This window comes from Rhodocytophaga rosea, assembly GCF_010119975.1.
Classification (GTDB): domain Bacteria; phylum Bacteroidota; class Bacteroidia; order Cytophagales; family 172606-1; genus Rhodocytophaga; species Rhodocytophaga rosea.
In genome coordinates, this window is record NZ_CP048222.1 from 3,542,127 (window position 1) to 3,563,349 (window position 21,223).

The 21,223-nt window shown below is 41.6% G+C and carries 19 protein-coding genes; 14 read left to right on the top strand and 5 right to left on the bottom strand.

Going from position 1 to position 21,223, the window contains the following annotated elements:
- Positions 1 to 34 precede the first annotated feature (34 nt).
- Positions 35 to 1,024: a type I phosphomannose isomerase catalytic subunit gene (locus tag GXP67_RS14840; RefSeq protein ID WP_162443841.1), complete on the bottom strand. Its 990-nt coding sequence runs from the start codon at positions 1,022 to 1,024 to the stop codon at positions 35 to 37.
- 120 nt (positions 1,025 to 1,144) lie between these two features.
- Positions 1,145 to 1,912 (bottom strand): hypothetical protein, encoded by a 768-nt coding sequence (locus GXP67_RS14845; RefSeq protein WP_162443842.1) that lies wholly within the window; start codon positions 1,910 to 1,912, stop codon positions 1,145 to 1,147.
- A 264-nt stretch (positions 1,913 to 2,176) separates the two neighbouring features.
- On the opposite strand from GXP67_RS14845, the gene GXP67_RS14850 reads away from it, so the two are divergent.
- From GXP67_RS14850 to GXP67_RS14865, 4 genes are all read left to right on the top strand, one after another.
- The gene (locus GXP67_RS14850; protein WP_162443843.1) at positions 2,177 to 2,857 is read left to right on the top strand and encodes a response regulator transcription factor; all 681 of its coding nucleotides are present in this window, start codon (positions 2,177 to 2,179) and stop codon (positions 2,855 to 2,857) included.
- A 193-nt stretch (positions 2,858 to 3,050) separates the two neighbouring features.
- Positions 3,051 to 4,313: a sensor histidine kinase gene (locus GXP67_RS14855; protein WP_162443844.1), complete on the top strand. Its 1,263-nt coding sequence runs from the start codon at positions 3,051 to 3,053 to the stop codon at positions 4,311 to 4,313.
- Positions 4,314 to 4,390: 77 nt separating this feature from the next.
- On the top strand, positions 4,391 to 6,808 hold the full coding sequence (locus GXP67_RS14860) for a TonB-dependent receptor (protein ID WP_162443845.1): 2,418 nt from the start codon (positions 4,391 to 4,393) through the stop codon (positions 6,806 to 6,808).
- A 47-nt stretch (positions 6,809 to 6,855) separates the two neighbouring features.
- Positions 6,856 to 7,263: a DoxX family protein gene (locus GXP67_RS14865; RefSeq protein WP_162443846.1), complete on the top strand. Its 408-nt coding sequence runs from the start codon at positions 6,856 to 6,858 to the stop codon at positions 7,261 to 7,263.
- 63 nt (positions 7,264 to 7,326) lie between these two features.
- On the opposite strand, the gene GXP67_RS14870 is transcribed toward GXP67_RS14865, so the two are convergent.
- Positions 7,327 to 8,001, bottom strand: coding sequence for a DUF3885 domain-containing protein (locus tag GXP67_RS14870; RefSeq protein ID WP_162443847.1), 675 nt, complete (start codon positions 7,999 to 8,001; stop codon positions 7,327 to 7,329).
- A 36-nt stretch (positions 8,002 to 8,037) separates the two neighbouring features.
- Positions 8,038 to 9,057, bottom strand: a complete 1,020-nt coding sequence (locus tag GXP67_RS14875; RefSeq protein ID WP_162443848.1) for an SMP-30/gluconolactonase/LRE family protein — start codon at positions 9,055 to 9,057, stop codon at positions 8,038 to 8,040.
- Between the two features lie 217 nt (positions 9,058 to 9,274).
- Here GXP67_RS14875 and eat point away from each other — a divergent pair, with 217 nt between their 5' ends.
- The 5 genes from eat to GXP67_RS14900 all read left to right on the top strand — a co-directional run bounded on the left by eat (position 9,275) and on the right by GXP67_RS14900 (position 15,785).
- The gene (gene eat, locus GXP67_RS14880; RefSeq protein WP_162443849.1) at positions 9,275 to 10,609 is read left to right on the top strand and encodes an ethanolamine permease; all 1,335 of its coding nucleotides are present in this window, start codon (positions 9,275 to 9,277) and stop codon (positions 10,607 to 10,609) included.
- 380 nt (positions 10,610 to 10,989) lie between these two features.
- Entirely contained in the window at positions 10,990 to 12,345 is a 1,356-nt protein-coding gene (locus GXP67_RS14885; RefSeq protein WP_162443850.1) for a glutamine synthetase family protein, read from the top strand.
- A gap of 156 nt (positions 12,346 to 12,501) precedes the next feature.
- The gene (locus tag GXP67_RS14890) at positions 12,502 to 13,650 is read left to right on the top strand and encodes an iron-containing alcohol dehydrogenase (protein WP_162443851.1); all 1,149 of its coding nucleotides are present in this window, start codon (positions 12,502 to 12,504) and stop codon (positions 13,648 to 13,650) included.
- Between the two features lie 48 nt (positions 13,651 to 13,698).
- On the top strand, positions 13,699 to 14,400 hold the full coding sequence (locus GXP67_RS14895) for a gamma-glutamyl-gamma-aminobutyrate hydrolase family protein (RefSeq protein WP_162443852.1): 702 nt from the start codon (positions 13,699 to 13,701) through the stop codon (positions 14,398 to 14,400).
- An 11-nt stretch (positions 14,401 to 14,411) separates the two neighbouring features.
- Positions 14,412 to 15,785, top strand: a complete 1,374-nt coding sequence (locus tag GXP67_RS14900; RefSeq protein ID WP_162443853.1) for an aldehyde dehydrogenase family protein — start codon at positions 14,412 to 14,414, stop codon at positions 15,783 to 15,785.
- Positions 15,786 to 15,899: 114 nt separating this feature from the next.
- On the opposite strand, the gene GXP67_RS14905 is transcribed toward GXP67_RS14900, so the two are convergent.
- Positions 15,900 to 17,369 carry a S41 family peptidase gene (locus GXP67_RS14905; RefSeq protein ID WP_162443854.1) on the bottom strand — a complete coding sequence of 490 codons (1,470 nt, stop codon included), beginning with the start codon at positions 17,367 to 17,369 and terminating at the stop codon, positions 15,900 to 15,902.
- 386 nt (positions 17,370 to 17,755) lie between these two features.
- Here GXP67_RS14905 and GXP67_RS14910 point away from each other — a divergent pair, with 386 nt between their 5' ends.
- From GXP67_RS14910 to GXP67_RS14930, 5 genes are all read left to right on the top strand, one after another.
- Entirely contained in the window at positions 17,756 to 17,956 is a 201-nt protein-coding gene (locus tag GXP67_RS14910; protein WP_162443855.1) for a hypothetical protein, read from the top strand.
- Positions 17,957 to 18,093: 137 nt separating this feature from the next.
- Complete coding sequence (locus GXP67_RS14915) at positions 18,094 to 19,281, top strand: sensor histidine kinase (protein ID WP_162443856.1); 1,188 nt, start codon at positions 18,094 to 18,096, stop codon at positions 19,279 to 19,281.
- Entirely contained in the window at positions 19,278 to 20,000 is a 723-nt protein-coding gene (locus GXP67_RS14920; protein WP_162443857.1) for a LytR/AlgR family response regulator transcription factor, read from the top strand. Before GXP67_RS14915 ends, GXP67_RS14920 begins: the two co-directional genes overlap by 4 nt.
- 30 nt (positions 20,001 to 20,030) lie before the next feature.
- A complete protein-coding gene (locus GXP67_RS14925; protein ID WP_162443858.1) occupies positions 20,031 to 20,588 on the top strand; it encodes a YdcF family protein in 558 nt (185 codons plus the stop codon).
- A 66-nt stretch (positions 20,589 to 20,654) separates the two neighbouring features.
- Entirely contained in the window at positions 20,655 to 21,218 is a 564-nt protein-coding gene (locus tag GXP67_RS14930; RefSeq protein ID WP_162443859.1) for a GNAT family N-acetyltransferase, read from the top strand.
- The last annotated feature ends 5 nt before the right edge of the window (positions 21,219 to 21,223 follow it).

Consider the following 21,223-nt stretch of genomic DNA (forward strand, 5'->3'; position numbering starts at 1 on the left):
GACTGGTAATGCTACATCTCTGTGAAACCAGCGTTTAAGGCACATACGACTCCAGCAGTTTGGCAGTGTCAGAAGGAATTAATTCTATATGTTTAATAGCAGCAGGCAGCAATATGCTTTCTCCTTTGACAAGTGTAGTTTTTCTGCCATCGTATTGTAGAGTAGTTGAGCCCTCCATCGCCATTAGCACAATAAATGAATCTATCGCTGAATAATCCCGGTTTAAGGCTTTGTCAAAATACAATAGGTTAGTAGCAAAATACTGACAGGAAGCCAATGCCGAAACACCATTCAGCTGCTTGGAATAGGTAGATTTTATATCTGCATAATAATTATAATCTATAGCATCTACGGCTTGCTCGGTATGCAACTCACGAGTTTTGCCATATTTATCTTTACGGTCGAAGTCATAAACCCGGTAGGTAATATCAGAAGTTTGCTGAATTTCGGCGATTAATAGCCCTTTACCGATGCTATGTACACGTCCGGCTGGTAGGAAGATCACATCATCTGGTTGTACCGGAACAATATTGAGAATGTCATCCAGTTTTCTTTCTTCCAGATGTTTCAGGTAAATGTCTTTATCAATCTGGCGGTTAAAACCACTCCGTACACTGGAACCTTCATCGGCCTGAATTACATACCACATTTCAGTCTTGCCGAACGAGTTATGGCGTTCTTTAGCGAGTTCGTCGTGTGGATGTACCTGAATAGACAAATCTTCCTGGGCATCTAAAAACTTAATAAGTAAGGGCAACTGGTTTCCAAACTGTTTGTATACTTTATTCCCTACCAGATCGCCTTTAAATGTATCAATTAACTGCGTGAGGTTTTTTCCATCCAATGTTCCATCTTTTACTACCGACACATCATTTTCTACTCCGGATATTTCCCAGGACTCTCCGGAAGGACTATCAGCAGGAATTTCTTTGCCCAATACAGTCTGTAATTTGTTGCCTCCCCAGATTCTTTCTTTAATAATTGGATAAAACTTTAGCGGATATAATGCGTTTTTTTCGGCCATATTTATTTCTATTTGAATGGCATAGATACAGAAAAAACAGTTTTCTTAAAAACGCAGTTTCAGCAAATATGTAAGGTTTGTGAAAAAACACATTTTACATGAATATTAGTTTTTCAGTTATTAGCCTAATTGCCCAAAATAGAAAAGTAGAATTACCAGGGCAACTATACATAAAGTCCATTTTATTACTGAGTAAATACTGGGTCTGGGTGGAGCAAAGAGAATCCGGATGCCGAGTGGCACAAGCGCCAAACATAATCCGGAAATGGCTATGATAGAAACTACTGAACTGCCTTTTAATACACCAAGCATTAGTGCAGCCATTGAACTTAAGGCAATAGAGGCCCATAAATTAAGTGTACTTGAACGGTAAGCCCCGATAGCCAATACAATCCAGCCCAGCATAATACATGCAGACAGGCTGGATACAATATGAAAGGCACCATAGGTTTCGGCAATAACCTTGGTAGCAGGCTCAACCTGGAGTATATCAACAAGCTGAAAAGCCAGGTGATCAATACCGGCATGAAAAGTACGGGCAAACAGGCCTAAAACTACCATGATGCCACCCCATACTGCCCAGGCAGGCTGGCTTTTGCCTATTAACTGAACTAAGGTGAGAATCCCCGGCCACAGTAATATATTTCCGGCGAGAAATAAACTATAGGCAATAAAAAGTAGCGTAGGTTGCTTGTCGAAAGCCTGTAACTGTTGAGGAAAAAAGAAGTGGAATGGTAGCCTAAGCAAACTCCCGGATAATAACAGCAAGGGTGCCAGAATCAGTGAAACGCCTCCAACCCAGCGGCCTGGAAACCAGAATGCTTCCTGGGATCTTTCTTTTTCGTTGAGTGGACGAGCATCAACAAGTGATTTTGTTTGTGGAAACATATAAAATGATGTGTAAGTATAAAATTCAACGATACATAAGGAGAGGGGCAATTACTTATTACAAACAAGGATAAAGCGATTTGCTCAATGGAAAAATTAAATGTGACGGAATGAAAAGAAAATGTGACTAAATCCACTGACCATCATAAAGTGAGTAAATCTATTTTACATACCACCTGTAATTTCTGCTTTGGCCGTTCCACACTAAAATAGTAACTTCTCTTCAAAATTTCTTCAGGAAGTGAAAGTAGAGTTTACATTACTATGAAAGTACTGATCATCGAAGATAACAAGGCAGTGGCCAGCAATATATATGATTACCTGTCTAAGGAAGGATGCCTTTGCGAAGTATGTCATACCTATCATGAAGCCGAAGACAAATTGCTGTCTTTCTCCTACGACACTATTCTGCTGGATATTATGTTGCCCGATGGAAATGGACTGAACATTTTACGCTTTATTCAATCGGAAAAGATAGAAACCAGTGTACTGATCATATCCGCTAAAAATGCCCTCGACGATAAAATTACCGGACTGGATTTAGGCGCAGACGATTATATTATCAAGCCTTTTCACTTACCCGAATTACATGCCCGGCTGAAAGCGGTGTACAGGCGCAAAAATCTGAAAGGAGATCAGGTCATTCAATTCAATGAAATAAGTGTAAATACCAGCACCATGGAAGCCAAAGTAGATACTACGGTGATGGATTTGACTAAAAAGGAATATGACCTGCTTCTCTTCTTTCTGATCAACAAAAACCGGGTGCTTACCAGGCAGTCTATCGCTGAACACCTGTGGGGCGATTATACCGATAATCTGGCTAACTTCGATTTTGTGTATCAGCATGTAAAAAACCTCCGCAAAAAAATCAGTATGGCTGGCGGAAAAGAATACATCGGAACGGTATATGGCCTGGGATATAAGTTCGATACCAATGTGTAGCTATTTGCTGGTTGTCGATAGTGATTAGGTAAGGGATACCCTGCTTATATTTCTTAATAAAATAATAAAATGGAAAAGCTTTACTAATCAATACCGGGGTATGTTTTTTGCTAGCGTACCATTCTGATTCAATCCTGATCCTTGTTTTGACCCATACCTAAAGAAATTGTCAAACGACCACTGACTTTACAGAATGAAGCTTATTGATAGATTTACTTTATGGTACCTGTTTATATCTGCCATTGTGCTGGTGATAGGAGGAATGCTGGTATTTAACAGCGTACAAAACGAAATCCTGGCCGAAGAAGACCGCAGGCTCAGAGATACCGTAAAACTAATTGCCCGCTCACTCGAAGCAGGCACAGAAATAGATGATATTGCAGGGCATCAGGTAGCCATTCATGAACTGGCTCAAACGGCTTCGCTTATCCCTATGCATGTAACGGATACACTGGCTTGGTTTGCCCCACACCAGCACTACGAACGGGAATTAAGAGCCACGGCTTCCTATAAGTTTAAAGACAAGCATTATTTTATTTCTGCCTCTAACCTGATTGCTGAATCAGATGATTTGCTGAAAGGTGTTTCAAATTCACTCTGGTGGACATTTCTGCTATTGCTACTGGTCGTAGGTATTTCCAGCCGGCTTATTTCCAACTGGGTATTAAAGCCATTTCAAAATACTTTACAGGTGATACAATCCTTTCACCTCAAGCAGCAACACCCTATTGAATTAATGCCCACCACTACCAGGGAGTTTAAAACTTTAAATCAGTTTTTGAAGAAAATGACTACCAAAGCCCTGGAAGATTACCGTTCTTTAAAAGAATTCTCCGAAAATGCTTCTCATGAATTGCAAACACCTCTGGCGATTATCCGGGGAAAACTGGAACTGCTGATGGATCAGACTATCGATGATAATCAGGCCAGGCTCATTCTGGAGGCACACAATGCAGTGGATAAGCTTTCTAAAATTAATAAATCGCTTACCCTGCTCACTAAACTCGAAAACCAGGAATTTGAAGCCATACATCCCATCAATTTCAGTAAACTCACTGAAGATACCTTACAGTCATTCGATGAATTGGTGGAAATGAAATCGCTTGCGCTGGAAAAGCAGATCGAACCTAATATTCACCTCACCTTAAATCCGGAATTAGCCATTATTTTGCTCAACAATTTACTGGCAAACGCCATCCGCCATAATCATGAAAATGGCTCAATCAGGGTAATCCTATCTTCCGCCGGACTTACTGTTCAAAACACCGGAAATCCTCCTGAAATGCCTATTGAGCAATTGTTTGAACGCTTCAAAAAGAGCAACCAGAGCAGTGACTCCATTGGGCTTGGTTTGTCTATTGTGAAGCAGATCTGCGAGCTTAATTACTTCAAAGTAAACTACCGCTATCAGGATCAGTTGCATACCCTCGACATTGTCTTTTATCCGCCAGTCTAGCAACTTCAAATTTACTTCAAAGTGTTTTTAAAACTTTGACACCTAATATCAGTTGAATAGGTAAAAGGTGTATTGTTATGAAGTTTTTCTGGACATTGTTGTTACTCATTTATTTTTCTTCCTTAAGCCAGGCTCAAAATACGCCGGTTACCCAGTTTATAATAAAAGGTAAGATTGTAGATGAACAGAAACAACCGGTTCCTTTCGGCAATATAGCTTTATACCAGACCTCAGATTCTACGCTTACCACCGGAGCTGTTTCCGAAGAAGATGGTACCTTCTCTATCAGCACCAAACCAGGCTCTTATTATATCAAAATTACTGTTTTATCTTATCGGGAGCGGGTAATCAAAAATGTGCAGGTATCTACGCAGGATGTACAACTGGGTGTGCTTACGTTGAAAGCCAGTGCGGAAATGCTGGAAGAAGTGGTGGTAAAAGGGCAAAAAAGCCAGATGGAAATGCAACTGGACAAACGTGTGTTTAACATCGGGCAAGACCTAGCCAATATTGGCGGAAATGCAGCCGAAATCCTGGATAATGTGCCTTCTGTAGCTGTAGATGTGGAAGGAAATGTGAGTTTGCGGGGTAGCCAGAATGTGCGTATTCTCATTGATGGCAAGCCTTCTGGTCTGGCTGGTATCAGCAGTCCGGATGCCTTACGGCAATTACAGGGCAATATGATCGAACGGGTAGAGGTAATTACTAATCCTTCGTCCCGCTACGATGCCGAAGGCGAAGTAGGTATTATCAATATTGTGCTCAAAAAAAATGTTAACCAGGGAGTAAATGGCTCCTTTACGGCCAATGTGGGATACCCAGATAATTATGGCGGCAGTTTTGATGTGAGCTACCGCAAAAACAAAATAAATCTGTTCAGCAGTTACGGATTTAATTACCGTTCTGCGCCTGGCTATGGTTCTTCTTTTCAACAGTTCAATGATGTAACGGACAGCGGCATAGATACTACTTTTTCCTATTCAGAAACCAACAAACGAACCAGGGGTGGCACTTCTCACAATTTCCGGGTGGGCATGGATTATTACCTGAACGACAAAAATATCCTGACAGGCTCCTTTCTCTACCGCAGGTCAGATGGGCGTAATTCTTCCAGGTTTGAGTATTCCGATTTTGATGGCACGGGTCAGTTGATACGTACCGTTTATCGTTCAGAGCAAGAGAAGGAACCGGAAGATAATATAGAGCTTGCCTTAAGTTACCGCAAAGAATTTGCCCAGAAAGGCCGTTCGCTTACGGCAGATTTTAAATGGATAGAAACCAACGAACTGGAACTGGCCAGTTATATTCAGGAAGAACCGGATGCAACAATTTTTCAACGTGCCAGCAATACGGAGGATGAACGCAATGCATTGTTCCAGGTAGATTATATTCATCCTATCGGCGAAAAGGGCAAATGGGAAGCTGGATTAAAAAGTACCAACCGCCTGCTCAATAATGATTTTCTGGTAGAGGAACTGGCCGGAGAAAACAGCTGGGTAGGGCAGGAAGGTTTTGACAACTACCTTACTTATACCGAAAACATTCATGCGGCTTATCTGATGGCTGGCAATCAGTTCCGGAAGTTTTCATTGCAGGCTGGGGTAAGAGGCGAATTTTCGGATATTATTGTAGAACGGCCGGAACTGGATGAGAAAAATATCCGCAGGTATTTTAATCTGTTTCCCAGCGCTCATTTGTCTTATGAAATTAATAAGAGCAAATCTGTACAACTCAGTTATAGTTACCGGCTAAGCCGCCCGGGCTTCAGAGAATTATTGCCTTTTTCAGGAATCAGCGATGCCCGTTCTATTATGGTAGGCAATCCCCGTTTGAATCCTGAATATACACATTCTCTGGAAGGCGGATATTTGCTCAATTTTGAGAATGGTTCTCTGCTTTCCAGTGCCTATTACCGCTACCGGACAGGTGTAATTCAGCGGATCAGTATTGTAGATTCAATAGGTTTCCGGCGGATGTTCCCGGTAAATCTGGCTACCCAGAATGCATATGGCCTCGAATTTAATGCCTCTTATACTATTCAAAACTGGTGGCGGCTCAATGGGAATATAAATTTTTACCGGGCTATCACCAGTGGTTCCTTTGAAGGACAATCCCTATACAGCGATGCCTATACCTGGACTACCCGGGCTACTTCCAAAATGACTTTTTTCAAGCGGCTGGATTTTCAGGCTGGTATTAATTACCGGGCTCCCCAGGATATTCCACAAGGCAGGGAATTATCCAGCTATTCTATTGACCTGGGCTTATCTACCGATGTGCTCAAAGGGAGGGGAACACTTACCTTAAATGTGCGTGATCTGCTTAATACCCGTAAAAGAAGGCTCATTATTGAAGAAGAGGGGCAATATTCCAACTCTGTTTCTCAGGGGCGTGTGCGTCAAACCTTGCTTACATTTACCTACCGCCTCAACCAGCAAAAGGATTCCAAAAGCCGGGAACGGGATTCTGAAGATGATTCTGAAAATGGCGGATAATTCTTTTAATGAAAAACTATTCTGTTGAATTGCCGTACCTCCCAGCTATGAAGAAATTATTTGATACCACCATCCATGCCTCCGCTGTACACATTTGCCTGTTATTACTCAGGGTCGGATCTGCCGCTTTAATGCTTACCCATGGGTTGCCTAAACTCAGTAAAGTGATGGATGGGGATTTTCAGTTCGGCGATCCCTTAGGTATAGGAAGTACTCCCTCCTTATTTATGGCCGTTTTTGCAGAAGTAGGCTGCTCCATATTACTGATACTTGGCCTCGCCACCCGACTAGCTACCATTCCACTTATTATCACCATGTCGGTAGCTACTTTTATTGTACACACCAAAGATCCCTTTGCCAGGCAGGAATTGCCTTTACTGTATCTCATGATTTTTATCGTACTTCTCGTACTAGGTAGTGGCAAATACTCTATCGATTCGCGGATTAAAAGGTAAGATTGATAGATTTTATGTATTCATGTAGTCAACAGAGTTTTGCGTTGCAGACTATTGATAGTACTATCTTTGATGTTGTACACTGTTATTTTTGAATATAGTATCCATCCTTTCTCTGTCGTAGTCAAGTAGCCAATCATTGAATTGCTCATATATGGGCTGTAGTGTATTTCTATCACTCGCAATTATGTCAAGTCCTCGGTCATCGTACATATGGAAAATAAGCTGTTTGTCAATATTTAGGAAATACAGTTCTTTGTCTGTTAATATTCCTCTGTTATCTAACCTTGGCTGTCTGCGTGGAAAATCTGAATGAGCAATAGCCATTAATATATTTCTATAGCTTATTTTATTGGCTGTAGTTTTTATGATAGCCATATTTCTTAAATCAAATCTATCAGTAGGCTCATAAAGGTGTTTAACTTTAAAAAAAGTGATTTGAGATTTGTTAACACCTTTTATTTGTTTGAAACTGTAATTTGATGTTCTGATTTTTCTACGTTTCCATTTGAAGTCAAGCAATATAAAAAAGACGTTATCAGAAGAATCAAATATTGCTTCAAACAATACTGAAGCTCTTTTCACGACCTCTGTAAAATATTGGTCTGTATTTGTCTTGCCTACTTGTAAATCAAACCGCAATCCATATGACCCATTGTAAAATAAAGGTTCTCTGATAATAAGACCTCTGAAATTGTCAGCTAAAAATTGTCTATATTCTTGTTTTAAAGTAGGCATTTAAATTACTCAGATGACATATAACAACCAATAATATTACCAGCCTGCGCCTTTAGTAGAAGTTTTTATGCGGCATACATACATATCAGCCGTAATATATAAAACCGAACCATCTTCGCCCCAGGCGCAGTTAGCGGTAAGTACCCCGGTTTCGATGCGGCCTAATAACTTGCCTTCCGGCGAAAAAATCCAGATGCCCCCAGGACCAGTCGCAAACAGATTTCCTTTGTTATCTACTTTTAAACCATCCGGCAAGCCAGCCATTTTACTGAGTTGCGCTGTTGCATCATATAAAATTCTGCTTTTGCCTAAGGTACCATCCGGATTCACTGGAAACGCTTTCCAGATGGCTTGTTTTTCATCCGACTGTGCTACATACAAGGTTTTCTCATCCGGCGAAAAAGCAATTCCATTCGGACGTGTCATTTCTTTGGTAAGTAAGGTTACTTTGCCATCGGTAGAAAGTTTGAAAACACCGCAGAAATCCATTTCCCGGGTGGGATCATCCTGTTTTTTGGGCAAACCATAAATCGGATCGGTAAAATACATATCCCCATTCGATTTAAACACCACATCATTGGGGCTGTTGAGTCGTTTGCCCATATAATTATCTACTAAGGTGCGTTTGCCTCCTTTCCAGTTCATCTGAGAAATGCGGCGGTCGCCATGTTCGCACATCACCAGATTGCCTTGTTTATCCAGTACTAGTCCATTGCTGCCTGGTTCATCCCCATATACAGCCACTCCAGTATACCCTGCCGGTTTCATAAACAGGCTTACTCCTTCGCCTGACTTCCACTTCATAATCGAATTCCTGGGAATGTCGGAGAATAATAAGTAGCTGCCATCTTTGATCCAGACCGGGCCTTCGCTCCATTCAAATCCGGAAGCAAGCACCTCAATTTTGGCATCTGCGGGAATCAAGGCATCCAGTGCCGGATTCTCCCGGACTATTTTTCCTAGCGTTGGATAAATGGTATTGTCCTGCGCATTTGACTGATTGAAAGAAAAAGTGAGTACAGATACGGCGAAAAGATAAGTAAATAGGTGGCGCATAGTTTACAGAATAATAGCTTGTTTTCGAATAAGAAAATTCTGGTCGTAAATAAAAGAAAATATTAGTTTTTCGAAATGAAACTGAAGTAGAAATCTGCTTATTTATAATTGGCTTTTACTGAGGAACTGAAAATAAAGGTATTTAAAAATTCAATAAACCATTTGTTTTTTATAATTTAATCTGCAAAGCCATTTCACCTAACTTCCATTCCTTACTATGTCAGATCATCACGCTTCCGAGCCACATTTACAGCGTTCATTAGGACCATTTATGCTCTGGGGCTTAGGTGTCGGGCTGGTGATTTCAGGCATGTATTTCGGCTGGAATTTAGGGCTTGAAAAAGGCGGAACGTTGGGTTTTGCCATTGCTACATTTTTCATCATCATTCTCTACATCACCTTTACTTTCTCTTATGCCGAACTAGCCTGTGCCATTCCAAAAGCCGGTGGCGCATTCGACTATGCTACTCAGGCATTAGGCAAAGGTCCGGGCTTTATTTGTGGCGTTGCCCAGCTCATTGAGTTTATTTTTGCACCTCCAGCCATTGCAGCAGCTATCGGCGCTTATTTTCATATCTACTTTCCGGATATTCCGGTAGTAGTCATAGCCATTATAGCCTATGTATTATTCACCACACTTAATATTATTGGCCTGAAGCCAGCCACCCTATTTGAAATGGTGATTACGATTCTGGCCGTAGCAGAGCTCTTGCTATTTGCCGGGATTACGCTGCCGCATATAGAAGTGAGTAATTTTTCAAAAAATGCGCTTCCCCATGGAGTGGCTGGTATTTTTGCTTCCGTACCTTTTGCTATATGGTTTTTTCTGGCGATTGAGGGAGTCGCTAACCTGGCTGAAGAAACAGTAAATCCCCAGAAAAACATCAGTACTGGCCTTACCTGGACTATAGCCACACTGGTTTTTTTATGCGTTCTTACTTTTGTAAGTGCCGTAGGCGTGAATGGGTGGGAAAGTATTGTGTTTACGCCTTCCGGACAAACTTCTGATTCTCCCTTACCTATGGCATTGGCACAAGTGGCTGGCAGTTCTGAATTGATGTATCACTTACTGGTAAGCATCGGCCTGCTGGGATTAGTAGCTTCTTTTCATGGAATTATTCTGGCGGCTGGAAGGGCTTCTTTCGAATTTGGAAGGGTAGGCTATGCTCCTAAATGGCTTGGAAACATTCACCCTCGTTTTAAAACGCCAGCCTATGCTTTGCTTGTGAATATGGGCATTGGCATTATTGCTTTACTGACTGGCAAAACCGGAGAGATTATTACGCTGGCTGCTTTTGGAGCGATTACTTTGTACATCTTTTCCATGATTTCCTTGTTTGCCCTGCGGAAAAAGGCTCCACAATTACCTCGACCATTTAAAGTACCTGTATATCCCTGGTTTCCTGGTATTGCTCTGATATTAGCTGGTATCGCCTTACTTGCCATGTGTGTGTATAATCTGAACCTGGCTGTTATTTACCTGAGTATGCTGGCACTGGCCTATATTGGATTCCGTTTTGTGAGTAAAAAGGAATTGAAGGTGTATAAGTAACTGTCTGGAACCTGGATTTATCGGATTTGGGGATTTTTATGGTTAAGGATTGAATAGCTGAATGTTACATTGTTGAATGGTTGAATTATATCAATCTATTTGTAAAACTAAGTATTGTATTTCATCCTACTAAGACCCATACATAATAGAGTTAAAATCCGGATAATCCTTTAATCTGATAAATCCAGGTTCCAGACTAAATCAATTGCCATATCTTAACAGCATACTATTGCAGGCAAAGTATACCACTTTCCGGATTTGAAAACATTGTAATCTTTAACTCCCGCTATTTTTTAACCTACTTTATTTTTTTGTTATCTGCGGGATTTTTTTCAACTTACCTGCCATCGATTTAGCACATTTTCCAAAAGCCTTACTCTATGACGATTGATCAAATTCTGGAATTTGTCCGGAAACATCCACTGGCAAAAGTAAAACTGGCAGTGACTGATATAGATGGCATCTTACGGGGTAAATATATTTCTGCGGAAAAATTTGCTGGCGTGGCAGAGAGCAACCTGGGTTTTTGTGATGTAGTTTTCGGTTGGGATGCAGGTGATGTGGCGTACGACAATGTAAAACTAACCGGATGGCACACTGGCTACCCCGATGCTTCTGCTCAGCTTGATTTAAGCACCTTCCGGAAGATTCCTTGGGAGCAGGAGGTCCCCTTTTTCCTGGGTGAGTTCATAGATAGTCAGGGCAAGCCAGCTTATTTTTGTCCGCGGCAATTATTAAAAAGAATAAAGAATGACACGGAAAAGGAAGGATACAAGGCGTATTTTTCACAGGAATTTGAGTGGTTTAACTTCCGGGAAACGCCCAACACCCTGCAAGATAAAAACTACCGGAATGCCACACCGCTAACCCCTGGAATGTTTGGCTATTCTATTTTACGAACTACTCTTGAAAATCCCTTTTTTACTGATTTATTTGAGCTGTTACGTCAATTCAATGTTCCGCTGGAAGGATTGCATACGGAAACTGGCCCAGGGGTTTACGAAGCAGCCATTACGTATTGTGATATATTGGAAGCGGCAGACAGAGCTGTGTTATTTAAAACAAGCGTAAAAGAAATAGCCTATAAGCATGGCATTATAGCCACCTTTATGGCGAAAATAGATGAAAATTTACCCGGATGCAGCGGCCATGTGCATCAGAGCATCTGGGATAAAGATTCAAAGCATAATCTTTTTTATGAGGAGGCCGCTCCCCATAAAATGAGCAAATTTATGGAAAGCTACATTGCCGGGCAGTTATACTGCTTACCTCATATTTTACCTATGTATGCACCTACAGTAAACAGTTATAAACGCTTGGTGCAAGGAGCCTGGGCACCTACCACACTTACCTGGGCAATAGATAACCGGACTGTAGCACTCCGGGCGTTACCAGCCAGCAGTAAATCAACCCGGCTAGAAACGCGTGTGGTAGGCTCGGATTGTAACCCTTATTTAGCGATGGCCGCTTGCCTGGCTTCAGGTTTATATGGCGTACGGAATGGCTTGTCTTTACAGGAAGCAACGATAGGAAATGGGTATCAGGACAATTCTCATGGGTTACTCCCTGGAAATCTACAGGAAGCTACTGCCAGAATGAAAGAGTCCGCTATTGCAAAAGAATTACTGGGCGAGTCGTTTGTTGAACATTTCTGTCTCACCCGTGAATGGGAATGGCGGCAGTATGCCAAAGTTGTAACAGACTGGGAACTCAAGCGCTATCTGGAAATCATTTAGGAATAAAAAACTTTGATTGCAGCGAAATTTGATAAATAAGGTTTTCTTATCTTTAGCCCTCCAAGCTGTGTATTTAACCAGTTGCGTATGGGCACCCAATAGACTATATTTTTTATATACTACCACCTAATTATCAGCAATTCAGCACCTCTAGATATGACCTTTGATAAAATATACCAATATAATTTTCCTACTACGATTCGCTTTGGAGCCGGGGCAAGCCAGGAACTAAGTGATTATTTGAAGAACCAGGGCTTAACAAGGCCGCTGGTGGTAACAGATCCGGTGGTGGGAGAATTGCCTTTTCTTAAAACGATACTAAAGCAACTGATAGATAAAGGGCTCTCTCCGGAAGTATTTAAAGATATACACAAAAATCCGGTGAAATCTGATGTATACAAAGGCACAGAAGTATGGGACCAGACAAATTGTGATTGTGTGGTGGGTATTGGTGGAGGTGCTGCATTAGATGTAGCACGGGCTATTTTGCTTAGGATTAACCACCGGGAAGATTTATTTAAATACGACGACTTAATCGGAGGCGATGTATACGTAACCAATGATGTCCCCCACTTTGTAACAATTCCTACGACTTCAGGCACAGGAAGTGAAGTAGGCCGGAGTGCCATTATTTCGGATGATGAAACCAAGCAGAAGCGTATTTTATTTTCACCCAAGCTGCTTGCTAAAATTGTATTTGCCGACCCGTTGCTTACGATGGAATTGCCTGCCTTTATTACAGCAGCTACAGGCATGGATGCACTCACGCATAATATGGAAGCTTTTCTGGCAAAAATGCCGCACCCGATCTGTGAAGGAATTGCACTGGAAGGAATTACCCTCATTAAAGATTCTCTGGCAAAAGCGGTAAACAAGCCGGATGTGGAATCACGAAGCAAAATGTTGCTGGGTTCTATGATGGGCGCTATTGCCTTTCAGAAAGGTTTAGGTGTGGTACACTCCCTGGCGCATCCGCTATCCTCTCTGCTGGATACGCATCATGGACTGGCTAATGCAGTAAACATCCCATATGGAATGGAATTTAATATAGCAGGGTTTGAAGATAAATTCAGAAGAATAGCACGTACGCTTGAACTGAAAGAGGAAACAGGCAGGGCAGTCGTAGCGTATTTGTTTGAGTTGAATTCCCAGATTGGCATTCCGCATAAGCTCCAGGAAATTGGCGTAAAATCTGAACATATCGAAACCTTAGCTGACCTGGCTATTGCCGATTTTGCACATCCGAATAATCCAAAGCCTGTTTCCAGAGAAGACTTCAAACAATTATACCTGAAAGCACTGTAAGATTAGCCATTCGTTCGCTTCATTGGTCAATATTTTTTGTGAATTTTCATGAATAAAATCAATATAGGGGTTACTGATTGCAGCAAGTATGAGAACTATGCCCGTTGGATACAAGCCTATGGAACCGAGGTAGCTATAATAAAACTAAGCGAAAAAATAAACAATGTAGCAGATGCCCAGCGGTGCCATGGTGTGGTTTTCACTGGGGGAGAAGATGTGCATCCGCGGTTGTATGGCAAGCCAGAATATATATCTTTTTGCCATCAGGATGATATAAACGAACCCCGGGACGAATTTGAGTTAAAGGTAATGGAGTATACCGAACATAACCATATCCCTGTACTGGGTATTTGCCGGGGTTTGCAAGTATTCAATGTTTTTAAGGGAGGCACTCTTATTCCGGATATTCCTGCATGGGGGAAACCCACACATGCGAAATTGCCTGACGGTTCCGACCGCTATCATCCAATCAACGTTGTTTCCGGCGCATGGCTCGAAAAATTAGTTGCACAAACCAAAGGAGATACCAACAGTAACCATCACCAGTCTATAGACCGCATGGGCAATGGTTTGGTAGCAAGTGCCTTTACGGAAGATGGTATTGTAGAAGCAGCCGACAGAAAAGAGGCGGACGGAAAAGGTTTTCTGTGCCTGGTACAATGGCATCCCGAGCGGATGAACGATCAGCAAAATCCTTTTGTATACAACATACGGGAAGCATTTATAAAAGCAGCCAATGCTTTGGTATAAAAATCAGATATATGCATGTAATTAATCCGGCAACAGAAGCAATCATTGCCACACTTCAGGAAGATACAGCCTCTTCTTTACAGGAAAAATTTCAACGGCTCAAAAAAGCACAAAAATCATGGGCACAACAGCCAGTACAAGAGCGGACTTCTATTCTTAAAAAATTCAGCAGCCTGCTCACAGAAAACATAGAACACCTGGCAAGTGTACTTACTTCCGAAGTAGGCAAGCCTTTGCAACAGTCCCGGAACGAAATTAAAGGCGCTATTACACGCATTGGGTGGCTCACAGATAATGGAGAAAAATACTTGTCACACGAATGGATGACACAGGAAGAAGGTCTTGGAGAGCAAATAGCCTACGAACCACTAGGTGTCATCTGCAATATATCAGCCTGGAATTATCCCTATCTGGTGGGGGTAAATGTATTCATCCCGGCATTGCTGGCTGGAAATGGCGTCCTCTATAAGCCTTCAGAATATGCCGCACTCACAGGTTTGGAAATAGAAAAATTGCTAAAGTCAGCAGGTGTTCCGGATGAAGTATTTCAGGTGGCTATTGGTGCAGCTCCGGTTGGAGAAGTCCTGCTGGATATGCCATTTGACGGGTATTTTTTTACTGGCTCCTACCGCACCGGAAAATATATTTATGAAAGAGTAGCACCTAAAATGGTTCCCTGCCAACTGGAACTCGGTGGCAAAGATCCATTATATGTGGCAGATGATGTAGAAGATATAAAATCTGTAGCGGCTGGCACGGCAGATGGCGCCTTCTATAATAATGGACAAAGTTGCTGTGCTGTGGAACGCATCTATGTACATGAGTCTATCTATGACCGGTATGTAGAGGAGTTTGTAAAAGAAGTAAAATCTTATAAAGTAGGAGTGCCGACAGAAGAAGGGGTCTATGTAGGTCCGCTCACCAGAAAAGACCAGGTAAAAGTACTGGAAAACCAGATAAAAGATGCCGTTGGAAAAGGTGCCAGCCTTCTTACAGGTGGGAAACCTATGCAGAAAAATGGGTTTTATTTTGAACCCACCGTTCTAACCAATGTAAATCATCAGATGCAAGTGATGCAGGAGGAGTCGTTTGGACCCATTATCGGCATTATGAAAGTAAAAGATGATCAGGAAGCATTACATCTGATGGAGGATACCAGTTATGGCCTTACAGCAGCCGTTTATAGCAAAAGCATGGAAAGGGCTGAAAATATCTTATCCAGATTAAATACCGGCACGGCTTACTGGAATTGTTGCGACCGGGTTAGTGCTGCCCTCCCCTGGAGCGGACGCAAAAATTCAGGCTTTGGCTCTACTTTATCCTATACTGGTATCCGTGCTTTTGTCCGTCCTAAAGCTTATCATCTGCGCGGGCTGAAAAAGTAAGATTACTCAAACTGCTTAATGCTTTGCTCGAAAAACAGATAATTAACTAAAAAGCTACCAGAATATCGTTTAACTTATTCTGGTAGCCCTGTTATATTACTGTTCTGTCTTATATTATTGTACTATTGCCGGTAAATTCAATATCCGCTTATCAAACATATTGCTACCTCCGGCTTTACGCTCAATAGACGAACCAGCCATAGGCAATGTACGTTCACTCACACCTAATCTAGCCGTTCGGACACCAGTAATATGGCTTAGGGTCGTATTAAGAACGGTTTCTTCCACATCTCCTAAAGGCTTGAGATCAATGGTTTCGTTGGCTTCTATAGTTGGTGTAAATCCTGTGGTATAGTCAGATTGGCCAAGGCTGTTATAAGATTTAAACACAATCGGCTGTAAAGCCAGTTTAAATCGTTCGGTATCATCCGTAATGGTGATAGAGCCCACGTTTTTACCTACGGTGGTAGAACCCACCGTAATTACCTCCATATATGGACGCAGCCCATTAATGATCAATTCGCTGGCTGATGCTGTATGATCAGAAGTGAGTACATAAACCCGGTTGAGGTGATTACCAATGTTCTGAGGTTTGGCTACAAAATATTCAGTACCATAATCCGCTCCATATTCTTTTTCCAGTTCTGGTGCAAGCACACTGTTCCATTCCTGACTGTAAAATACCTTATTGGCATCAATATTTTTACCAATCAAACTAGCCAGGTTAGTAGCCGAAGAAACGTATCCACCAGGATTATATCGCAGGTCCAGAATCAGTTCATTGATTCCCTCACTTTTGAAATTACCGAAAATCTGGTCGAGTTGCTTGTCATACTGGCCGTTTTCTGTACCACTGGGCGAAGGAATAAACTGATTGTAGACTACATACCCTATTTTCTTATCACCAACAGTGTAGGTAGAATCCAGGTATACCGGATTTTCCTGTACAACTGCCGTGCTTACATTTTTGGTCAAGTTGCCCTTCACCAGTTCATTATTCTGCCAGATTCCTAAGCCTAAAGTCTGCGAACTCTGGCCAAATAAGAGTGAATAATAATTGCTTCTATCTAATGTCTGGCCATTCACCTGGAAAACAATATCACCTCGTTTCAGTCCGGCCTGGTCAGCAGGCGAACCTGGCAACACATAAATAACCTGGGCTATTACATCGTTAGAACCCTGGCTTGCCAGATAAAAAGTATATTCAGCACCGGTAGTTTGCTCCTGTCCGCTGAGCGAAGCCTCCAGTTCCTCTGCATTTTCAGACATAAATGAAAAGCGGTCGCCGTCCGGACGGGCCGTAGCATCATACGTATAAAGCAAGGAATTAAAGAAATCTTCGGCTGACTGGCTTTTATCTGGATTAGCTGGTATTTGCTCATTCCAGTAATAATACATCTGCATGTTCTCCAGAATCCAGTCGTTCACCGTTTGGTTTTCAGTGGTCGGAGTGGGACTTGTTTCGTCTATCTCCTTTTCACATGCACTTGCAAACAAAGTAAAGGCAAGTAAAGCAAGCCAGATACTTTTTTGATTGAAAGAATTAAAACGACGCTGTAGCGTCTGAGCATTAAGTTTTATCATACATTTTATTAATAATAACAGGCTATGACAAAGGCTGGTTTTGTAATACTGTCATAATAACGCCTGCAATAAATTCCTGTTGTAATAACCCCAAAAAGACTATACGAATTCCATTTTTACCTCTATAATTCTGCTTATTTTACCGACAAAAAACGGCCAGATAGGCACTATACGCATTTTTTGTATTCTATAATCTGGGTTCAGAAGGAAGAGATAAAAATTCACAATCTATGTAATAAGCCCATCGGTCGGTACAAAAAGGCTATTGGTCTAGTATAGCCGGAAATCTGGACACAAAGCTTTTGTTTTGTAGATAAATCAGTATATACAGGGGACTTGTTTCTTTATCACAAGAATATCAGCCTGGATTATAACCAATATAGAGTATGACAGTGCCATGGCTTCACCTTCCTTATGTAAATGTTAAATATGTAGCAAGCAGGTTATATGGAAGCAACAGCCGCTTACATACGTACCGGCTACAGAAAAAAATGAAAAGTGCTCAAGCGTTTGAACCCTGGGAAATACAGAAATTGAATCAAATCAAACAGGAGCTTTTTTATCAATTAGGCCAGGAAAATCCGTAAAAAGGTTTCTGATGATGAGGCTAATTGTAGATCCATTTTATATAATTTGAATTTGATTCGTCCGAACGGTATATTAATTGTCCATTATCAGCCATTTACATGTTTCCGGCAGGTGATACATCCCAAAAATGAGTAGCATGATTAATTCAGGTAGTCTAAGTCACGAAAAAGCATTACCCACTCCTACAGAAACCGCTGTCTCTTTCTCGCGCACAGGTTTTAGCGCTACCTCCATGCAAGTGTTAATCCACATATTAATGTGGCTTTTGCTGATTTCCCTGATCATGACGTTCCATCTGTTTTCCCGTCCGTTTGGGGCAAATAGATTGCCTTTGCCTTTTGTATATAAAACCGGATTTCTGTTTCTGCTGAATGTTGGCTTATTTTATTTCAATGCCAATTATGCTATACCCAGGCTGTTATTTAAGAAAAAATTATTCTGGTTTGTAAGTACGCTCATTATTGCTGTTATCATCGTACAAGCAGCCAATTACTGGTTTTCGAGCTTTATGCAATTAGAAGCCAGAATGGTGAGAGAATTCCGCCTTCATGCGATCCAAGGAGCCGTATTACCAGCAGCGCCGCCTTTCCCTTTGAAAATTCCTCTTAGAAACCCCGAACCCCGAATTATTGACTTATTCGCCTGGCTCAATACATTCATCATCCTTGGGGTGAGCACCAGTCTGACCGTAACTATGAAGTGGTTCAGGGATGCTGAGAATCAAAAGAATCTTGAGAAAGAACGCCTGTTTTCTGAGCTTTCTCACCTGAAAAACCAGATCAATCCTCATTTTTTCTTCAATACGCTAAACAACATTTACGCCCTTACAGAAACCAATCCGAAAGATGCGCAGGAAGCCATTTATACGCTTTCCAAAATGATGCGCTATATGCTGTATGAAACCGAGAATCACCAGGTATTGCTGAGCAAGGAGATTGATTTTATTAAGCACTATATCGAACTCATGCGGCTGCGCCTAACCGATACGGTAACAGTAGAATTCGATTACCCTTCTGATGTAGGCTCACTTACCGTAGCTCCACTTATTTTTGTCACTTTTATTGAAAATGCATTTAAACATGGCGTGAGCTATAATGAAAAAAGCTATGTACGTACCCAACTGAAGATAGAAGACAAAGCCATTCATTTTACCGTCAGAAACCGCTTGCTTAAGCAGTCAAAAATCAGGAAACTGGAAGGCTCCGGCATTGGGCTTGTGAATGTAAAACGCAGGTTGCAATTGCTCTATCCGGAAGAACACCAGCTGCGGATAGAATCGGACCAGAATGAATATATTGTACATGTAACTCTATACCTATCTTGAAAATAAGATGCTTAACTATTGATGACGAGCCACTTGCCTTGAACCTGGTTTCGAGTTATGTGGAGCGTACGCCTTTTCTGGAACTAGCTGGTAAATGCAACAGCGCCCAGCAGGCTCTGGAACGGATGAATGAGGAAGTAATCGATCTCCTGTTTATGGATATTCAGATGCCCGACCTGACCGGAATTGAATTTGCCAGAGCAATGGATAAAGGCCCGAAAATTATATTTACGACTGCCTTTGAGCAATATGCTCTGGAAGGGTTTAAACTGGATGCAATGGATTATCTGCTCAAACCGTTTAATTACCAGGATTTCCTCAGATCAGCTAATAAAGCAAAAGAGCATTTTGAACTGGTGCACAAAGCAGCTCAATCCGAACAGGTGCATACCGAACATGATTTTCTGTTTGTGAAATCTGAATACAAGCTCATTAAGATCAAATTTGAGAGCATCCTTTACATTGAAGGCCTGAAGGATTATGTAAAAATACTGCTGGTGGGTGCTAACAAACCCATTCTTTCGCTGCTGAGCCTTAAAAACCTGGAAGGCAAAATTCCTACCGACCGGTTTATGCGGGTACACCGCTCCTATATTGTGGCGCTGGATAAGATCAGTGCTATTTCCAATAATGTGATAATCATTAACAATACCAACATTCCGGTAGGGGAGATGTACAAAGACGATTTTTACAAATTCCTGGAAAGACGTACCTTGTAAGGCAGAGATCTATAAGTTGATAGCCTCTTCATGAAATTCCGCAGGTTAATCAAAGTACTTTTCATCATTTTATCAGTTTGGGTATTGCTACACCTGGCCTCTATTACTATAGATGGACTGACAGACACAGGACAAAAGGCTGATATGGCTGTTATTATGGGCAGCAAAGTGAATGAAGACGGCACCCTTTCAACAAGGCTGGAGAAACGCCTGGCATGTGGATTACATCTGTATAAGGCCGGACGGGTAAATAAATTATTGGTAAGTGGCGGACTTGGTAAAGAGGGCTTTTATGAAGGTGATAAAATGAAGGCTTATTTACTTGAACATGGAGTTCCGGCTACATCCATTATTGTTGATAATTACGGCAACAATACCACAGCAACTGTTGAAAACACACTTCAACTAAAAGATAGTCTGCATTACACAAGCCTGATCGTGGTTTCTCAATATTTTCATGTTACCCGAACCAAAATGTTGTTTAGAAAACGGGGCTTTGAAAATGTAAGTAGCGTAAGCCCTTTATATTTTGAATGGAGGGATATTTACTCGCTGGCGAGAGAATTTGCAGCTTATTATACCCAATAAAAACATCTTTGAATAATTCATTTCCAGAATATTCTTTAATTTTCCCGGAAAGAACGATTCATTCTCATGATCACTTACCAACCCGTTAGCAACGATTCAGAACTTAAGCAAATTCTGGCATTGCAGCAGCAAAACCTGGCTGTTAATCTTTCTGATGAGCAAATACAAACCCAGGGATTTGTAACCGTTGTACATAACCTTCCCCTGCTCCAGAAAATGCACCTTCAGGCGCCAAGCATTATTGCCAAAGATGAAGATACACTAGCCGGCTATTGCCTGGCCATGACTAAGGAATTAAAAGCAGATGTTCCTGTACTAGTCCCTATGTTTGATACCTTAGAAACTCTCAATTTCCAGGATGTGCCGCTTAAAGAGGCAGCCTATATCGCAGTAGGCCAGGTTTGTGTAGCTGCCGCCTACCGGGGAAAAGGAATTTTTGAAGGAATGTATCAGGCTTACAAAAAGGAATATAGCCGCCAATACTCATTTGCCATCACAGAAATTGCCCACCGCAACAAACGGTCTTTACAGGCGCATACAAAAGTAGGCTTCCAAATCTTACTTGCCTACCTTTCGCCAGATGATAACCAGATCTGGGAAATTGTGGTCTGGGACTGGCGACAAGATTAGTCATT